Genomic DNA, 17,704 nt, shown 5'->3' on the forward strand with positions numbered 1-17,704 from the left:
GAAAGCGTCACCTACTCTATCGTACTGTCCTCATTTTCCTTATAGTAAGTGCAGTTGAATCGGTTCTGGCTCTTTATATGATCAACTTTAAAAGTGGAATCTGAGCCTATGAACCGAATGCTAATGAACTGAATAAAGTCATCAACTAATAATATGAAAACTTGCACATAAGGATAATAATATGAGTTCAAAAAATTATAATATTCGTACTGCTGGACAAGCAAATATCCCGGTATTAGGTCTTGGTACTTGGCAGTCAACCGGTCAAGATTGTATTGATGTCGTCAGCCAAGGTCTTAAGATGGGCTATGAGCATATCGATACCGCCCAAGCTTATGGTAATGAGAAAGAAGTTGGCGAAGGTATTAAGCAATCCGGTATCGCTCGTGATAAATTCTTTTTGACGACAAAGATTTTCCCTGATGATATGAAGTTCGAGCCTGAGAAATTGGTCGCAGCCGCTAAACGCTCTTTAGAAGATTTGGGTACAGATTATGTCGATCTATTGCTCTTGCATTGGCCGGATGACCGTGTCCCTTTATCTGAAACCATTCCTGCGTTGTGCGAACTACAGAAACAAGGTTTGACGCGTCATATCGGGGTCTCTAACTTTAATATTGCTAACATTATTGAAGCCAAAAAATATGCGGATGTACCAATCGTGGTCAACCAAGTTGAGTTTCACCCTTTTATTAAGCAAAATACCTTACAGACTTTTTTAAACAATCACCATATTTTATTGGAAGCGTATTCGCCACTTGCACGCGGTGATGTGTTCGATAATGAGATTATTAAAGAAATCGCTGATAAGCATAACGTCACGCCAGCACAAATATCATTGGCTTGGATTCTATCAGACAAGCACCGTGTTGCCATTCCGAAGACGTCTAACCCTGACCATTTGCAAGGTAACTTGGATGCAATGAAAGTGCAGTTGAGTGCAGATGAGTTAGAGAAGATTGGCAAACTTGCCAGTAGCGATGGTCGTAAAATTGAGCATCCTGATTACAGCCCTGTATGGGATGATTAAGGTCTAGATAATAAAGATCTGTTAGTACCAAAATTCGTGTAAAAAAAGAGCCGCTAATACATTATTAGCGGCTCTTTTTACTATTGGATTGACTAGGGCGTGTCTTCAATTCACTCGATAGTCATCTGAATGGGCTAAAAATTGCTAAATCTTGCCAAACATCGTCAAATAGCTGGTTAATATCCCGATATTATCTGCACTATTTTTCTTGTTTGACGGCAATTTATCTCATTTTTATCACCATTTTTGAAATGAAGACACGCCCTAGAAAATTACTGCTGTAAAGTGTCCGTCTCATGTACCTTTTCAGCAGGATTGTATTGCTCAGAAGAAGGCACTGCACCGCTACGGTTGTTTTCTTTCATTGATTTGGCCACTTCTGGCGGCATATATTTTTCATCATGCTTAGCCAATACTTCCCCTGCCACAAAGGTATCGCCTTGCATTTTACCCGTGGCGACGACGCCTGAGTTTTCAGCGAATAAATCTGGCAAAATACCTTGATAGGTCACAGGTACGGTCGATTGAAAATCAGTAATGGCAAATTCAACATTCAATGGGTTGTCTTCTGCGCGTCGGACACTACCCGCGACTACCATGCCGCCCGCTCGAATACGCTTATCTTGGGGTGCTTCACCTTGCGCAATGGCTGTGGCATCGAAATAATAGTCGGTTTGTTGTCCAATGGCATAAATCACCAATACGACGGCGATTGCCGCCCCTGCCAACGTAAACATAACCCACATCAGTTTTTTGCGACGAACTGCGTTCATACCACTACCTCATTGATGAGTCGCTGTTTTGTAGGCTATAGACAGCCTATAAAACAGAAAATATTAAAGAAACTACCATTAGAAAAACGTTCTAAAAATGTCTTTCTAATCGTACTCTTCTAATGGCTATATGGTAGCATTTTTCGTATAAATCAATAAGCCCTTAGCAACTGACGAGGTCATATATTTACAATTAAGAGGTCATAATTTTTTGAGCTAAAGCGATGATATTAAAATATTTTTTACATCGGTTGCTTGGTTTCAGGATTAGGGGCTTTAGCCGTACGCTGTGCTTGCCGTGCTTGCTGAATGGTCAGCTGCTTGATGAGGGCCTGTCGCTGCCTGCGACTATAAATGATAAAAGCCAGCATCACGCCAACGGTAATGGCCCAGCATGACCAAACAAAAACACCATGCTTACCCATGGCGAGAAACTCAGATACGCTATAAAAGTAAGGCTGCATAATATTTTCCTAGCCGTTATTTGTTTTGGCGACAATCATTGCAGTCATTTGGCTTGTCCGCGGATATATTCTTTGACCCACGCTTTGCCTTGATCACGATACAAAATCAGCGTGTTGGTACGATAAATCGCTAACGTCGCGACCAATAAATAACTACCAATAATCATCAGTAATAATGGCATCCACATATCTGCAGACATTTTTGGTGCAGCAGTTAAGGTAAAGGTCGAGCCTTGATGCAAGGTGTTCCACCACTGTACCGAATACTTAATAATAGGCAGGTTTACTGCGCCAACAATAGATAGGATGGCGGCGGCTTTACCACGATTGGCAGTATGCTCAAACGCAGCAAATAACGCCATCACGCCCGCATACAGAAACGCCAAAATGAGCATAGAGGTCAAACGTGCATCCCAAACCCAGTAAGTACCCCATGTCGGTTTCGCCCAAATAGAGCCCGTGATTAAGCTAACCACACAGAGCAAAAATCCTAGAGGAGCAAGCGCCTGCGCCACTAGACTAGCCGTCTTGATTTTCCAGACTAAATAAATAACCCCGAGCACTGCTAAGGCAAAATAAATAGAAATGGCAATACTGGCAGCAGGCACGTGAATAAAGATAATGCGATAGCTATTGCCTTGCAGATAATCAGGCGGCGCAAAAGCGAGACCCCAGACACTACCGATCACAAGACAAATAGTGGCTAATATTGCCAGCCACTTGACCCAAGGCGAAAAAATGCGAAAAAACTGCTTGGTACCCACAGTGGTCAAAAAGCCCTGCCAGATGCGCTGCCACAGACTAGGAGATGAGACGTTATTCAGGTTGGGCATGGGAATAAACCTATTGGCACAGCGTATTGGTTGTAATCGATATAGCGCATCATGGGCGCAACTATCTGTCAACCTGCCGGCGTTAAACACTGGATAGAATCTACAAGTGATTGTTTGCTTAGTTAGCTGGCTATTATAGCAAAGTTGCCAGTTTTCAACATGCTGTTAATACATTGGGTTTAAACGACTGGGTTTTTGAGAATAAAGAAAGTCTACTGTTTAATTGAGCCATGACATTTTTAAGGTCATCGCAATCACCCATGGCATGATTAATACTGAAATAATACTCCCTGCCAATAATAATGCCAGTATCGGTAAACCGTTCAAACCAGTGGCAAATAAATCAACCGCACCTGTGGCAAAAATCAATACCGGCAATTGCATCGGCAAAGCAATCAAAGGCACCAGCACCGCGCCATTCTTTAATGACAGCGTCAAACTACTGGCAACCGCTGATAACATCAATAGCATCGGACTGCCCGTCACAATAGAAGCCATCAATATCCACGCCTCAAACCAGCTAAGCTGAAACAATGGCACGGCAAGCAAACTCAGCGCTGCCACAATACCACTACTAAAAATCCAATGGATAACCAAACGAATCAACACCCATAACGGCAGCGACGCTTTTGCGACGACCAATTGCGCCAGCGTACCATTATCAAGGGCAGGCTTAAACAAGCCGTCGACACCCATTACCAGTGACAACAGAGCGGCAATCCACACTGCCGACACGCCAAGGCGCTGCAATAGCGCAGGCTCACTACCAACCGCTAGCGGGAATAAGGTAATAATCACTAAGAACAGCACCAAAGGGTACAACCACTGTACCGCTCCTTGCTGCTTCACGTGCCACTCGCGTCGCCATAACTGCACAAAGCTGATACCGCGCGCAGCCGATACGCTAACGTTTGAGCTTTTATTCGCTACTTGTACTGGACTGTCTGTTTCTATCATTTATTCGCTCTTCTACGGATGCTTGGCACACTTATAATGATGACACGCCCTAGCATTCAAACCATATAATCGGATAAATCGAGCACTTGGTTGGCCACGCCGACTGCCTGATGACTGGTCATTAATATAGCGCCGCCAGCATTGGCAAATTCACGCAATCTGTCTTCCATTCGCGCCACCATATCGACATCAAGAGCAGTAAAAGGCTCATCAAGTAGCCATAACGGTGTCACCTCAGGGGTCAATAAGTAAAGCCGTGCAAGGGTGATACGGCGAGTTTGTCCAGCAGATAAATGGCTTGAGCTAATCGTCTCAAAGCCTTGCAGTCCGACCCAAGCTAAGGCGTCATCAATATCAACAACACTTGGGCTAATGCCGTATAAATTCAGCAAAAAGGTCAGATTTTGCGCGACCGTCAAATTTGGATGTATGCCCAACTGATGCGACACATATAAAGGCTGAACCGGTAAACTGGCTGTTCCTTGATAGTAAACTTGACCTTCCAACACTGGTAATAATCCAGCCAGCTGCATCAGTAGCGTCGTTTTGCCCGTACCATTAGCACCAATCAAGTGACAAATACTGCCCGCAGGTAAATCGAGCGCAACGCCTTCACATAGAGGGATTTCACCGCGCTGAACGGTCAGCTCATCAAGCGTAAGTAAGGCGGTATTCAGAGCTGTCATTCAAACCTCTCATTATTTATCAAGCAGCAGTCAATATTCGTCACCAACAAATATCATGTTCGTGGCATAATACTTTATGCTTACCCCAACCACACAGTATAACAAATTGTCGATAACTATGACCTCAAAACCTATGCAGACTTCAAAAGATAGCCAAAATTTAGATACGCCAGCGTTAACCATAGATGGCTTAATCGACGCGCAAGTTGCGTTTATGCAGCAATGGTTGCGGCAACAAGCAGAACCGCTGAGCATAGAAGCTTGGCAATGGTTTGCTGCCCAGCCATTGAATAAATATGTCAGCGCCGATGATTTGCAACATCTGATCAACGACTGGCTACTGAACCAACCGATGACGGATGTGATACGTAAAGATATTCGCGATATCTTGCATACGATTATTTATCATCCAGTCAATGACAATGTGCCGTTGTCTGAGCTGGTGGATGACACTCAAGTGCAGACCCTAGCCGATTATGTGGGTAGCCATGAGCAGCAGCGTAATATCTTGATTCATACGCTGGTCGGCAACGAGACTTTTGCAGATTTGCTGACGCAAACGCTCTATCACGCGATTAACGACTTTATGGAAACCACGCTGGATAAAGCGGGCGCTGCGGGCAAACTGATGAAGTTTGGCCGCAGCTCTTTTGAAAAGGCGACCAATAGAAATCTTGATGAAAAATTACAGACATATTTGCATCGTAATATTAAAGATTTAGCACGTCGTGCAGAAGCCAATGCCCAAGAGCACTTATCAAATGACGAAGTCGCTCGGTTGCTAGTAAGCGGTTGGGCAAGAATCAAAGATCAGCCGATCAGCCAACTACAAAATTATTTAAGTGATGAGCCTGGTAATAGTAGTATCGAGCATATCGAAGCCAGCATCCAACAGAGCTACAACCGCCTGCGCATGTCGCCTTATCTGCACAGCCTCGTGTCAGCCAGCATCGATACGTGGTATGCCAACCATCAAGGCGATAGCATGGCAACGGTAGCTGCGAGTTTATATATAGATGAGCAAGCCATGACGCAATTGAGTACCGCTCTATTGCCTGTGGTGCATGATGCCATTGAAAGCGAGTGGTTTACAGCGCATATACGTGAGATGTTGCAAGCATTTTATGCACAGCCCTCTATCAAAGAGGGTTTGATGTTTAACAATAAGTAACTGACTGTTTTTTACTTAGTGGTCAGTTTTTAATATCATCCATTTACTTGTCAGCACAATACTTATGAGTCAACGTAACAAACTCAGCTTGTGGCAAAAACTCAAACGGTTACTGACTGCCTCAGCACCGCAGTCTGTTGTCGATGGCGCAAACTTGTCGACGCAGTCATCAGCGCTTGACGATGATATTGATCTTGACCTGATGCAGGCAGGAATCTCTAGCGCCAACACTCGTAATAGCGATGAGGCAAATACGGCTGACTCTACTGGCAGTTTTTCCGGTCAGCGTGACAACCAGCCCCACCATAACAATAATGACCACAGCGAGTACCTGCAGGCCAAAGCTCATTTAAATGCAGGGCAACATGAAGGTCATGACACAGGTATTGTCGATTGTCTGAAACAGTACTTTAATGATAAGCAATGGCACTATACTCACTATCGACCCCAAACCAGTGGCGATAAAAGCAGTGACAGCCAAATAACGCATCATTTGTCGCTGAGAATGCGTCATAAACAACTGAACTGCGGTTATTTGTTCCGTGTACAAGAAAAAACCAAGCTACTGGCAGTCTATGGCATTTTGCCATTTTTAATACCAGAAAGTCATCAAAGTGCCGCGATGCTACTGATTACTCAGATCAATTATGACATGCTGATTGGTAACCTAGAAATGGATATCAACGATGGCGAGATACGCTATAAACACGCTGTCGATGTCGAAACTGTTGGTATTAATGACGAAATTATCGAGCATTTACTACAAAGTGTCATTGCAATGACCACTGTGGCAAATGAGCTGTTTAGTGACTTGCTCAATAATCAAGATCCTGCTGAAGACATGCAGACTTTATTAATAGAGCTGCGTCAACAATCAGATTCTAAAACCTTCTTTTTGCCAACGCAGTTTGTTCAGTAATCAGCTGATCACAATAGATATTTGCGGTTTTTACAATTTCTCACCAATACCTTACTTTCAAAGCGCTTAAACCTATCTATCCTTAAAACACTTTTCATCAAAGACATCCTTTAACGCTATGCTCAAAATTGCTTACTCTGATATTTTTCGATATGCCGTGCCTGAAAAGCACCGTTTTCCCATGCAAAAATACACCATGATTCCTGAGCGGCTATTGGCTGAAGGCACTATCAGTACCGACAACTTTTTTGCCCCTGCGCGATTAAGCGAAGAAGAGATTTTGACCACTCATACTATGGACTATTGGTATAAGCTTAAAACCCAAACCTTACCGCGCAAGGAAGCACGCCCTATCGGCTTTGAGATGACTGAAGCTTTAGTCGATCGTGGTCGTCATATTGCCCATGCGACTTATGAATGTGCGCTTTATGCTCAGCAATATGGCGTGGCGATGAATGTTGCCGGCGGTACGCACCATGCGTTTGCTGATCATGGCGAGGGCTTTTGCGTGTTTAATGATGTTTGTATTGCGAGTAATTTATTATTAAATCGTGGACAGGCGCAAAAGATTTTGGTGGTCGATTTGGATGTGCATCAAGGCAACGGAAATGCAAGTATCATGACGAATGAGCCACGGGTTTTTGTGTTTAGTATGCATGGCGCCAAGAACTATCCATTTCGCAAAGAACTATCTGACCTAGATATTGAACTTGCCAATGATACCGGTGATGCTGAGTATTTACAGATATTAGAGGACACGCTACCGCGCTTAATTAGCGACGTTGCACCAGATATGATCTTTTATCAGTCTGCTGTCGATGTACTGGCGACCGATAAGTTGGGAAAACTTGGGCTGACGATAGAAGGTTGTAAGGCGCGTGATGAATATGTGTTACGCCAAGCAAAAGCCGCTAAAATTCCTATCGCTATCGTGATGGGTGGCGGCTATTCAGAAGATATTGAAGATGTGGTTGAAGCGCACTGCAATACGTTTCGTTTGGCACAACAGATATTTTTTGATGAAATAACAGAATAACGCACGCATAAAATAGCATCTAAACAGCCAGCTGCCTCGCGAGCTATTTTATAAAAATGCTACAATTCCTTGCCAGCCGACACGCAGCCCAAGCACCGTGAGAATCAATAAAATAAGCTGACGAAAGCGTGCTTGTGGTAAATAACGACGTAAGCGGATACCAACTAAAAGCGCGGCAATAGATAAAACACTGAGCAAAGTAATCAGCTGCCATTCACCACTGCTGAGCGCCATAATAGGCTCACGCAATACAATGATTTGGGCAATTTTTCCTAAGAAATAGCACATGTTGCCGACTTTAGCGATGGTATTTTTATCATCGCTGGCAGACAGTAGATACATCATCAATATGGTCGACATAGCATTGGTCGAGCCGCCAATCACACCTGCACTAAAGCCAACGATGATTAACACAGGCTTGGTAGCAGGTAGCCGGAGTTGCTTACCAAGCAAGCTGCTTATGACGTAAAAACCAATAACCGCTGCCAATAGCAATAAAATATATGCGCTATCGACCCATAGCAAGAGCTTCGCGCCTAGAATACTACCAAGTAAGCTGGTCAACGCCAATAACCAATAGCGCCTGCCGTAATAGATGAAATTTTGCCAGATCGTGCGCCCGCCACCCGCCAGCCAAGTCATGGCATTAAGCAATAACGAAGGGAAGATAACTAGCACAATGGCATGTGGTAACGGGTAGATACTAGCAAGCGCAGTGGTCGTCACCAACGTCACACCCAGCCCACTAATACCATGTAGCAACGATGCCAGCGCAAAGATTACCATCAGTAACAACGTCTGGGTGCTATCACTATCCATCATATTAGCCATAAACATTAAGACCTAATATTTGGATTAAGAGTGACATAACTAGGCACTGTGACCATTGTGGCGTTGCCATATTGTCTCACCAATGATGCCAGCCAACTGCTCAGCAATCTTATCTTTGCTCGCCTTCTCCAGCGTCACTGCCGCTTGCTCATAGCGCTCAGAGAAAAACACTTGCATCGCATTATCGTCACTAGCAAAGCCAATGTCTGCTCGTGAGACATCATTACAAGCGATCAAATCTAAATCTTTAGCCACCAGCTTACCGCGAGCATAGCGCTCGATATCTTGCGTTTCTGCCGCAAAACCAACGACAAACAGCTCTGGATGAGCAAGCGAAATCGTCGCTAAGATATCAGGGTTTTTGACCAAGCTCAGCGTCATCGCATCTTGGGTCTTTTTGATTTTTTGCGGGGCAGCTTCTTCAGTACGATAGTCAGCGACAGCCGCAGTGGCAATAAAGATATCCGCCATTACATTTTGATTCTCGCTATGAGCATGATGCTTATTGTCAAGCTCATGGCTGTGGTTATGGCTACGATCATCACCGCAATCACACTCACTATGATGTTCATGATGATGCGCATGTTCATGGCTGTGATCGTGAGAATGGTCGTGCTCATCTTCAGGCGCATACTGTAGCGCACTGTGCGTACCATCCACACATTGCTGTACAGCAATTAGCATCTCTTGCGCGGACAACACATCAAGACGCGTGACATTGAGCGGTGTGGGCAGTGCCACTTTGCCACCGGCAATCAAAATAACGTCTGCACCAGCAGCCACGCACGCACGTGCTAATGCAAAGCCCATTTTGCCAGTCGAGTGATTAGACAAATAGCGTACCGGATCAATCGCTTCGACAGTTGGTCCAGCAGTAATCACCACTCTTTTACCTGCCAATAATTGCGGCGTGGTTTGCATGGCATTGAATAATAATACTTCTGCCAATAGCTGCTCAGGTTCAGGCAAACGCCCTGCCCCCACATCACCGCAGGCCTGCTCACCGCTAGCGGGCTGGATGATTTGATAATTCATATCATGTAGGGTCTGAACGTTCAGATTCACCGCTGGATGCGCCCACATTTGCTGGTTCATCGCTGGAGCAATAATAACGGGAGCCGTCGTTGCTAAGCACACAGTCGCCAACAAATCATCAGCCATGCCCATCGCGAGGCGAGCCAGTGTATTGGCAGAGGCTGGCGCAATGACGATCAAGTCCGCCCACTTAGCAAGCTCAATATGACCCATCCCCGCTTCTGCTTGCTCATCTAACAAGGAGGTATGCACCTCATTACCGGTCAATGCCTGTAGGGTCAATGGCGTAATAAAAGCCTGCGCACCTGCGGTCATAATGACACGCACATCAAAGCCTGCCTTGATTAGCAGACGGGCAAATATAGCAGATTTATAAGCGGCGATACCGCCGGTGATAGCAAGGATAACATTCGACATAAGCGTGGCATCAGTAAAAAAATTGAAAGATAAAATTGCGCTTATAGTAACAATTATGAGATAAGTTGGGTAACGTTTTCCGCATTTATATCATATATCTAGCATCCAACCCTCATTAAGGAGTGACAATGGCGATTAAGGACTGGCATGAAGATGATAGACCACGAGAAAAACTGCTGAAATTTGGCGCCGCTCACTTAACAGATGCTGAGATATTGGCGATATTTTTACGGACTGGCACGCAGTCGCAGTCGGCAATTGAGCTGGCACGTCATCTGATCGATCAGTTTGGTAGTCTTGCCGAACTCTTAGCAGCGCCGCCACAGACTGTGCTTGCTTGTCATGGTATCGGCCCTGCCAAGTACGCACAGATATTGGCGTCGCTTGAGATGGGTACGCGTTATTTAGACAGTAAGCTAAAGACAGGTCAAGCACTGGGACGCTCACAAGTCGTCAAGGATTATATCAGCACTCAATTGCGCGGTGAGCACCGTGAAGTCTTTGCCGTCCTTTGCTTAGACAATGCGCTAAACCTATTAAACTTTGAAATACTGTTTACTGGCGGTATTTCGTCGTGCTCGGTCTGTATCAAACACGTACTCCGTCATGCGTTGAGCCATGCTGCCAGTCAACTCATCGTCGCGCACAACCATCCGCATACCGATGCGACCCCTTCAACGGCAGACAATCTATTGACCTACGAGCTAAAGAAAGCCTGCGATTTGATAGACTTGTCCTTGATTGACCACATCATCGTTGGACGCAATCAGACATTATCTTATGCCGAAAGCTGCTTAGCGCCTTTCGGTTAATCGAAAAATATTCGAGTAAAGAGTTATACACCATACTTCAAGCGAGGTTAACGCCATAATACTTTGATAATGGACACGCAGTTGTCTTGAATCAATTATAACGCTGACTTATTGACGGTATATCTAGAATATGATACATATCCTCGACACAGAATAGCACTTTCGCTATTGATAGTTATCGATAACTATTTCATATTAGTAGCTAACTTTCGCTCAGTTATTTATATTTTGATTCATTAGTTTTTTTAGAGCATTAAATGTATGTTTCTAATGGTCAGCAATCCTAGTTTTATCGCATTTTTTTGACTCAAAAACGATTCTTTGAGTCAGAATGACGTTGTGATAGACGTTTATAAGTTTGTTCACCAATAGATTTTTAATATGATTGCTATAAAAATAATGACATTGTTTATTTTAAAAGGTTTTAGATTCAAAGTTAATTGATTTAAAACCCATTATTTTAAATAAAATGCTTTCTTAATATAATCTTTTTCTGAGCTTTACCTCATTTTCCAGTTAGGTTTTACCAAGGAGACAGTCATGGCAGTTGGCTTATTTATTTTGGCAGTAATCATACAGTTAGCCACAGTTTTGGCCATCTTTTTGCTGTCTCTATCGCGCGTCACTGGTAGTATCGTCGCCATTATTACCGTGGTCGTGACCGCCATCATCAGTCCATGGTCACTTATTTTAGGCATACCGATATTGCTATTGTGTCTGGTGCTGCTTGTCGCTCCTATCCGTCAGTCATTGATTACCAAGCCTGTTTATAAGATACTCGCTGGCGCAATGCCAAGCATGAGTGATACTGAGCGTGAAGCTCTCGATGCGGGTACGAGCTGGTGGGAAAAAGAGCTGTTTATGGGTGCGCCGAACTGGGACACTTTTGCCAATTACCCATATCCAAAAATGTCAGAAGAAGAACAAAGCTTTATAGACAATGAAGTAGAAGTTCTGTGTACCATGCTTGATGAATGGAAAATTCAGCACGAAGATAAAGACCTGTCGCCCGAAGCGTGGCAATTTATCAAGAGTAATGGCTTTTTGGGTCTGATCATTCCTAAAGAATTTGGTGGTCTTGAGTTTAGCTCTTATGCCCAAAGTCGGGTAATGAGTAAGATTGCCTCGCGCTCACCCACCGCAGCCGTGACCTGTATGGTGCCAAACTCACTCGGCCCTGGTGAGCTGCTCATGCATTATGGGACGGATGAGCAAAAACAACGCTGGCTACCCGGTTTAGCAAAAGGCGAAGAAGTGCCATGCTTTGGTCTAACTGGCCCTGAGGCCGGTTCGGATGCTGGCGCTATTCCTGATACGGGTGTGGTGTGTTACGGGACTCACGAAGGCGAGCAAATGCTTGGTCTGCGTATGAACTTTTCTAAGCGCTGGATTACCCTTGCCCCTATCGCTACTGTGGTTGGATTGGCATTTAAAATGCACGATCCCGAAGGTCTGCTTGGTGACCCTAACAAAACCGATTATGGCATTACGTGTGCGTTGGTTCCTGCTAGCCACGAAGGGGTCATCACAGGGCCGCGTCATAACCCAATCGGCTCGCCATTTATGAATGGTACGGTCGATGGCACAGACGTCTTTATCCCGCTAGATTATATCATCGGTGGTGTTGAGAACGCTGGGCGCGGTTGGCGCATGCTGATGGAATGTCTGGGTGTGGGTCGCGGTATCTCTCTACCAGCCTTATCCACTTCAGCCAGTGAGATGACTTATCTGTCGGTTGGTGCGTTTGCCAAAGTTCGTGAGCAGTTCAAGATATCAATAGGTAAATTTGAAGGTGTACAAGACGCAACCAGCCGTATGGCAAGTAATACTTATATGTTAGAAGCGTTCCGTCATTTGGTCACTTGCGGACTCAACCAAGGTGGTACGCCATCGGTTATGACGGCAATGGCAAAATACTATGCGACAGAAACTATGCGCAGTGTAGTCAACGATGGTATGGATGTCGTCGGTGGACGCGCTGTACAAATGGGGCCACGTAACTTTTTGGCGACGCCATACCAAGCGATTCCCGTTTCTATCACTGTTGAAGGTGCCAACATCTTAACGCGTTCTTTGATGATCTTTGGTCAAGGGGCGATGCGTTGTCATCCGTATTTATTTGACGAATTACAACTCTTGCAAAGTGAAGACAAAGAATCTGCGACCAAAGAGTTCGATACGTTATTTTTTAAACATTTGGGTTATACCTTTAACCGCGGGGCAAAAGCCTTTATCGCTGGTTATATCGGTGGCAGTAGCGATGCACCAAGCTTTGCCGATGACTTTACCCGCCCTTATTACAAACATATCAACCGTCTAAGTGCTAGCTTTGCCTTGACAGCTGACATGGCTTTAGGATTGTTAGCTGGTGACTTGAAGCGCAAAGAAATGCTCTCTGGTCGTTTGGCAGATATTCATGGTCACTTGTTCATTGCAACCGCTATTTTGCAGTTTTATGAACATGGCAGCAAATCAGAAGCTGAACGCTTACATGCCGAGGTCGCGCTACAAAACAGCCTCTATACCATTCAAGAAGCCTTTGTTTCTTTCTTTGCCAACTTCCCAAATCGTATGGCGGCTGGTGTCGTCAGCTTCGTGACTTTCCCGAGTGGTCGTATCTTTACCCCAGCGAGCGATGAGTTGAAAACCAAACTGGGCGATGTGTTTATGGATGACCATGAAGCCAACCCCTTCCGTGATTATCTCAAGACCATGGTCTATTATAATACCTTGCCTGATGATGTCAGCGGTCGCATGGAGCATGCGTATCAAACCTTACTTGACATTGAACCTTTGTGGCAGAAATTCAAAAAAGCAGAGCATAAAGACAGCTTTGAAGGCTTAACCTTCGAAGATCATGTGGTCTATGCTAGCCAAAATGGTGATATCACTGAAGAAGAAGCTGAAAAACTGATTCAATATAATGGGCTACGGTTTGATTCATTATTAACAGATGTGTTCGACGGACATCTATTGAAAGCGCAAGAGCGTGAAAACCCACATACCCTAGAGAACGCCGTGCACAAGCTGACTGATTATGCGCAGCTAAAAAATGAGGCCCAAGCAAAAAATGGCACAGCGTCTAGCAGCTCGATGGTAGCCACAGATCCTCAAGATCAAACCGGTGATGCCAACCCTGATCACGGCTATGAGAGCGATGGCGATGTAAAAATGGTGGACGAGCAAAGTACCGTCGAAGAAGTTCGCGGGCAAACACATTTTGAGGCATCTGATCCAGAAGCAGAAGCACTTGACCCTCGTTATCGTGATGCCGAATCAACCCTTAACCAGCGTATGAGCTATAATCATGGTCTGAATAAAGCAGACTCTGAAGTATCTAACGATTCAGAGTCGACTTCAACCAATACTCAACCTGAGGTAGTCAAGGACAGCAAATGGCAAGATGGTCTCCGTCGTGATGAAAGCGACAAGGTCTAAAGGTGCAGGCAGTCCCATTCCCTGACAGGCGTCTATTTATGATAGATATCGCTTTAACCTTTTAATCATACGAAACCCTTACTGTCAAAAAATTATTTAAATCAATCAGATAAATAAGCACAAGCGAGACCGTCTAAAATAGGCGGTCTCGCTTTTTTTGCCAAAAAAATCGGCGTCTATATTTACTATTTAACATGCACTTTACTCGCATTTAAGATCTTTATTATGATAATAAAATAAGTGAAACGGAAAAAATCGCTAATGTCACGATATTTAAATGATAAAAAAATCTTGCAGTACCCTTAACAATTATTTTATATTGTCAAAAAACTGACACTAAGTAACACACAAAAACATATAGACGTAACACCATCAGGCGTTGAGACAACAATCATAGACATATTGATTTATTGCCGTACTGACTACTGAGCGTTGCATATAAAAGGATAGAGGTTATGTGGAAAAATATGGGACTGACGGGCAAGATCATGGTTGCCATGGCGCTCGGTATCATACTGGGTTTGTTTATAAACTATTCAGGACTAAACGCTGAAGGCGGCTTTGTTAATACGTATATTACAAACGGCTTCCTCGCTATTATTGGCAAGCTATTTGTTAACTCACTCAAAATGTTGGTCGTACCGCTAGTACTTATCTCATTGATTTGCGGTGTGTGCGGTATTGGTGATATTCGTCTGCTTGGTCGTATCGGTACCAAAACCTTTATGATTTATATGTTCACCACCGCGCTTGCTATTGCGACGGCGATTGGACTTGGCTCGCTATTTGGTATCGGCAAGGGCATGAACATTGGCACTGACGCCACTTTTGAAGCAGCATCAGCGCCGCCATTGCTTGATGTTTTTTCAAATATTATCCCATCAAACCCCATCAGCGCGATGGCAAATGGTGATATGTTATCGATTATTTTCTTTGCGATTCTCATCGGTGTCAGTATTCTGATGGTTGGTAAGCCTGCCAAAGGTTTGGTACAGAGCCTAGAACTAATCAATGAGGTCATCTTGAAGATGGTGACGATCATTATGAACCTTGCCCCATATGGTGTCTTTGCTCTATTGACCAAGGCAATGGCTGAGCTTGGTTTAGACTTAATTTGGTCATTACTTGGTTATGTTGCGGTATTGGTCGGCTCATTGGCCTTCCATTTCTTTATCACCATGATGATTGTCCTTAAGCTTGCTTCAGGCTTGTCTATCAAGACCTTTTTGGCAAAAATGCGCGAAGTACAGATCTTTGCTTTTAGTACATCAAGCTCAAACGCGACGATTCCTATTACCTTGCGTACCGTTACCAAGCGTATGGGTGTTAATAACTCTGTCGCTTCGTTTACCGTTCCTTTTGGTGCCACCATCAACATGGATGGTACGGCTATTATGCAAGGTACAGCAACCATCTTCATTGCCAATATTTATGGTATTGATTTGGGCGTGACCGAGTATCTGACGGTTATCTTGATGTCGGTACTGGCGTCTGTTGGTACTGCTGGTGTTCCTGGTGTTGGTCTGATCATGCTCTCTATGGTATTTGCTCAAGTTGGCTTACCAATCGAAGGTATTGGCTTAATCTTAGGTGTGGATCGTATCCTCGATATGTTACGTACTGCTGTCAACGTTGGTGGTGATGCGGCAGTAACTGCCATCGTAGCAAAATCAGAAGGCAAAATGGATCTGGCTATTTATAACGATCCTGACGCTGGCGCGAAAGACGTATTTGACGGTCATATTGATGAAGACAACGAGCGTGAATTCTCTGAAGTCTTTAGTGATGGCATCATGGGTAGTGAGTATGATGATGTAGATCGTCGTCGCTAATCAACACTGCTATAGTCATTCCACTATAAAAGTATTACAGCGTTAACCTCGCTTGAAGTATCACATATACATCTACACTCGGTTGCCTTGTACTACTTTTAAATTGAATCGACTATAAATAGACGTTCATAAAATAAAAAACCTCAGCCAAATCGGCTGAGGTTTTTTTGAGACATATAAGATTATTTATTAGGGTCTGTTGAACATTCAAATGTGGCACTGGCAGTGGCTATTTTTTAGACAATACGCAGTGAAATTTTTGACGCCTAGTCATTCTAGGTTAGACAATTTCGCCATGTATTGGCAAAAAATAGCCCTGCCCCTGCTTGTATACTTGGGGCTGATGCTAAAATCGCATCAAACGTTGTTGTAAACCTAGCTAAGGTCTCGACATTATCGTCGGTTTACGCCTGATTTGATAAAACGTTTGATGCGATTTTAGCAATCAGCAGTCCTAATATTTGAATGTTCAACAGACCCTATTGTTATTTAACCAAAAACGTATTTGGTCAACATGGCAAAACACACCAATACAATCATCGGACGAATCAGCTTACTACCGCCTTTAACCACCATGTGCGAGCCAAAATACGCACCAATCGTTTGCCCAACCATCATTGCTAGCCCCACTTTCCACAATACATTACCGCCCAAAATAAAGAAAATTAGCGAGCCAATATTGGTCGATAAGTTCAAGACCTTTGCCGCGCCTGTCGCTTCAATGATCTGACGACCACGCAAAGCCACATTACCAAGCGCAAAGAACATGCCAGTTCCTGGGCCGATATAACCATCATAAAAACCAATCAAAGGTGCCACGACTTTTTGCCATTTGCCTTCTGAGATACGCGGTGCGGCTTCTACTTCACCAAGTCTGGGCGCAAATAGCGTATAGAGACCAATCGCTGCGATTAAAAACGGAATCAGCTTTTCGAGCAAATCAGGTGGTGACATCTGTACGGCGATCGTACCGATAACTGAACCGATAAAAGCAGCAATAATGGCCACCTTGATACGTTGTGGCTTGACGACCCCTTTTTTAATCATCGTAATGGACGCTGCTAGCGCACCTGAAGCGGCTTGCAGCTTGTTGGTGCCCAGCGTTAGCACTGGGGGAATATTGGCCAGTAGCATGGCTGGTATGGTCAATAAGCCACCACCACCTGCGATAGCGTCAATAAAACCTGCTAGCGCTGCCACGGCTGTCAGCATTAAAATAATCTCTAGAGAGAATGATAAGTCCATAACACCGACCTGTAAACTTTATGATGGAAAATGAAGAAGCCCTAAAAACTGGCTTTAAGAACTGGCTTTAAGAAATAAGAATAAATGATCACTATAAGTGTTGCTACCAACTTTGCTAGTGGCTAGCCAATAGTACTGCTGATATGTATCAAAGCTGTGACAGAACACTGCGCAATGCCGCTCATTATAGAGATAAAAGACTAAAAAAAGCCAAAAACGAGCTGA

General features: G+C 44.2%; 15 protein-coding genes. 7 read left to right on the forward strand and 8 right to left on the reverse strand.

Features of this window, described 5'->3' with window-relative positions; all coding sequences use genetic code 11:
• Window positions 1-181: 181 nt before the first annotated feature.
• Complete coding sequence (locus tag ACMFL8_RS12230; RefSeq protein WP_194619458.1) at window positions 182-1,030, forward strand: aldo/keto reductase; 849 nt, start codon at window positions 182-184, stop codon at window positions 1,028-1,030.
• A 272-nt stretch (window positions 1,031-1,302) separates the two neighbouring features.
• Here the strand turns inward: ACMFL8_RS12230 and ccmE are convergent, their stop codons facing one another.
• The 5 genes from ccmE to ccmA all read right to left on the reverse strand — a co-directional run bounded on the left by ccmE (window position 1,303) and on the right by ccmA (window position 4,743).
• A complete protein-coding gene (ccmE, locus tag ACMFL8_RS12235; protein WP_189585613.1) occupies window positions 1,303-1,803 on the reverse strand; it encodes a cytochrome c maturation protein CcmE in 501 nt (166 codons plus the stop codon).
• A 242-nt stretch (window positions 1,804-2,045) separates the two neighbouring features.
• The gene (gene ccmD, locus ACMFL8_RS12240; RefSeq protein WP_194619460.1) at window positions 2,046-2,267 is read right to left on the reverse strand and encodes a heme exporter protein CcmD; all 222 of its coding nucleotides are present in this window, start codon (window positions 2,265-2,267) and stop codon (window positions 2,046-2,048) included.
• A 44-nt stretch (window positions 2,268-2,311) separates the two neighbouring features.
• Complete coding sequence (ccmC, locus tag ACMFL8_RS12245; protein WP_194619468.1) at window positions 2,312-3,100, reverse strand: heme ABC transporter permease CcmC; 789 nt, start codon at window positions 3,098-3,100, stop codon at window positions 2,312-2,314.
• A gap of 219 nt (window positions 3,101-3,319) precedes the next feature.
• The gene (locus ACMFL8_RS12250; protein ID WP_413191135.1) at window positions 3,320-4,057 is read right to left on the reverse strand and encodes a heme exporter protein CcmB; all 738 of its coding nucleotides are present in this window, start codon (window positions 4,055-4,057) and stop codon (window positions 3,320-3,322) included.
• 56 nt (window positions 4,058-4,113) lie between these two features.
• A complete protein-coding gene (gene ccmA, locus ACMFL8_RS12255; RefSeq protein WP_413191136.1) occupies window positions 4,114-4,743 on the reverse strand; it encodes a heme ABC exporter ATP-binding protein CcmA in 630 nt (209 codons plus the stop codon).
• A gap of 133 nt (window positions 4,744-4,876) precedes the next feature.
• Between ccmA and ACMFL8_RS12260 the strand changes: the two genes are divergently transcribed.
• The 3 genes from ACMFL8_RS12260 to ACMFL8_RS12270 all read left to right on the forward strand — a co-directional run bounded on the left by ACMFL8_RS12260 (window position 4,877) and on the right by ACMFL8_RS12270 (window position 7,869).
• Window positions 4,877-5,914, forward strand: coding sequence for a hypothetical protein (locus tag ACMFL8_RS12260; protein ID WP_413191137.1), 1,038 nt, complete (start codon window positions 4,877-4,879; stop codon window positions 5,912-5,914).
• Window positions 5,915-5,978: 64 nt separating this feature from the next.
• The gene (locus tag ACMFL8_RS12265; RefSeq protein ID WP_413191138.1) at window positions 5,979-6,833 is read left to right on the forward strand and encodes a YbjN domain-containing protein; all 855 of its coding nucleotides are present in this window, start codon (window positions 5,979-5,981) and stop codon (window positions 6,831-6,833) included.
• Window positions 6,834-6,951: 118 nt separating this feature from the next.
• Window positions 6,952-7,869, forward strand: a complete 918-nt coding sequence (locus tag ACMFL8_RS12270) for a histone deacetylase (protein WP_413191139.1) — start codon at window positions 6,952-6,954, stop codon at window positions 7,867-7,869.
• Between the two features lie 48 nt (window positions 7,870-7,917).
• Here the strand turns inward: ACMFL8_RS12270 and ACMFL8_RS12275 are convergent, their stop codons facing one another.
• Window positions 7,918-8,700: a sulfite exporter TauE/SafE family protein gene (locus ACMFL8_RS12275; protein WP_010201646.1), complete on the reverse strand. Its 783-nt coding sequence runs from the start codon at window positions 8,698-8,700 to the stop codon at window positions 7,918-7,920.
• A gap of 39 nt (window positions 8,701-8,739) precedes the next feature.
• A complete protein-coding gene (gene coaBC, locus ACMFL8_RS12280; protein ID WP_413191140.1) occupies window positions 8,740-10,152 on the reverse strand; it encodes a bifunctional phosphopantothenoylcysteine decarboxylase/phosphopantothenate--cysteine ligase CoaBC in 1,413 nt (470 codons plus the stop codon).
• 128 nt (window positions 10,153-10,280) lie between these two features.
• Between coaBC and radC the strand changes: the two genes are divergently transcribed.
• The 3 genes from radC to ACMFL8_RS12295 all read left to right on the forward strand — a co-directional run bounded on the left by radC (window position 10,281) and on the right by ACMFL8_RS12295 (window position 16,234).
• Window positions 10,281-10,964, forward strand: coding sequence for a RadC family protein (radC, locus tag ACMFL8_RS12285; RefSeq protein WP_201591979.1), 684 nt, complete (start codon window positions 10,281-10,283; stop codon window positions 10,962-10,964).
• Window positions 10,965-11,504: 540 nt separating this feature from the next.
• Entirely contained in the window at window positions 11,505-14,402 is a 2,898-nt protein-coding gene (locus tag ACMFL8_RS12290) for an acyl-CoA dehydrogenase (RefSeq protein WP_413191141.1), read from the forward strand.
• Between the two features lie 455 nt (window positions 14,403-14,857).
• Window positions 14,858-16,234 carry a dicarboxylate/amino acid:cation symporter gene (locus ACMFL8_RS12295; RefSeq protein WP_201591973.1) on the forward strand — a complete coding sequence of 459 codons (1,377 nt, stop codon included), beginning with the start codon at window positions 14,858-14,860 and terminating at the stop codon, window positions 16,232-16,234.
• Between the two features lie 489 nt (window positions 16,235-16,723).
• Here the strand turns inward: ACMFL8_RS12295 and ACMFL8_RS12300 are convergent, their stop codons facing one another.
• Window positions 16,724-17,479 (reverse strand): TSUP family transporter, encoded by a 756-nt coding sequence (locus ACMFL8_RS12300; RefSeq protein ID WP_240215185.1) that lies wholly within the window; start codon window positions 17,477-17,479, stop codon window positions 16,724-16,726.
• Window positions 17,480-17,704: the final 225 nt, after the last annotated feature.

The organism is Psychrobacter sp. AT9, from assembly GCF_047272965.1.
Lineage (GTDB): Bacteria > Pseudomonadota > Gammaproteobacteria > Pseudomonadales > Moraxellaceae > Psychrobacter > Psychrobacter glaciei.

What these genes read in the sequence shown, in the direction of transcription:
- ACMFL8_RS12230 (WP_194619458.1), top strand. Translation starts at nt 182, where the DNA reads ATGAGTTCAAAAAATTATAATATTCGTACTGCTGGACAAGCAAATATC.
- ccmE (WP_189585613.1), bottom strand. Translation starts at nt 1,803, where the DNA reads ATGAACGCAGTTCGTCGCAAAAAACTGATGTGGGTTATGTTTACGTTG.
- ccmD (WP_194619460.1), bottom strand. Translation starts at nt 2,267, where the DNA reads ATGCAGCCTTACTTTTATAGCGTATCTGAGTTTCTCGCCATGGGTAAG.
- ccmC (WP_194619468.1), bottom strand. Translation starts at nt 3,100, where the DNA reads ATGCCCAACCTGAATAACGTCTCATCTCCTAGTCTGTGGCAGCGCATC.
- ACMFL8_RS12250 (WP_413191135.1), bottom strand. Translation starts at nt 4,057, where the DNA reads ATGATAGAAACAGACAGTCCAGTACAAGTAGCGAATAAAAGCTCAAAC.
- ccmA (WP_413191136.1), bottom strand. Translation starts at nt 4,743, where the DNA reads ATGACAGCTCTGAATACCGCCTTACTTACGCTTGATGAGCTGACCGTT.
- ACMFL8_RS12260 (WP_413191137.1), top strand. Translation starts at nt 4,877, where the DNA reads ATGCAGACTTCAAAAGATAGCCAAAATTTAGATACGCCAGCGTTAACC.
- ACMFL8_RS12265 (WP_413191138.1), top strand. Translation starts at nt 5,979, where the DNA reads ATGAGTCAACGTAACAAACTCAGCTTGTGGCAAAAACTCAAACGGTTA.
- ACMFL8_RS12270 (WP_413191139.1), top strand. Translation starts at nt 6,952, where the DNA reads ATGCTCAAAATTGCTTACTCTGATATTTTTCGATATGCCGTGCCTGAA.
- ACMFL8_RS12275 (WP_010201646.1), bottom strand. Translation starts at nt 8,700, where the DNA reads ATGGCTAATATGATGGATAGTGATAGCACCCAGACGTTGTTACTGATG.
- coaBC (WP_413191140.1), bottom strand. Translation starts at nt 10,152, where the DNA reads ATGTCGAATGTTATCCTTGCTATCACCGGCGGTATCGCCGCTTATAAA.
- radC (WP_201591979.1), top strand. Translation starts at nt 10,281, where the DNA reads ATGGCGATTAAGGACTGGCATGAAGATGATAGACCACGAGAAAAACTG.
- ACMFL8_RS12290 (WP_413191141.1), top strand. Translation starts at nt 11,505, where the DNA reads ATGGCAGTTGGCTTATTTATTTTGGCAGTAATCATACAGTTAGCCACA.
- ACMFL8_RS12295 (WP_201591973.1), top strand. Translation starts at nt 14,858, where the DNA reads ATGTGGAAAAATATGGGACTGACGGGCAAGATCATGGTTGCCATGGCG.
- ACMFL8_RS12300 (WP_240215185.1), bottom strand. Translation starts at nt 17,479, where the DNA reads ATGGACTTATCATTCTCTCTAGAGATTATTTTAATGCTGACAGCCGTG.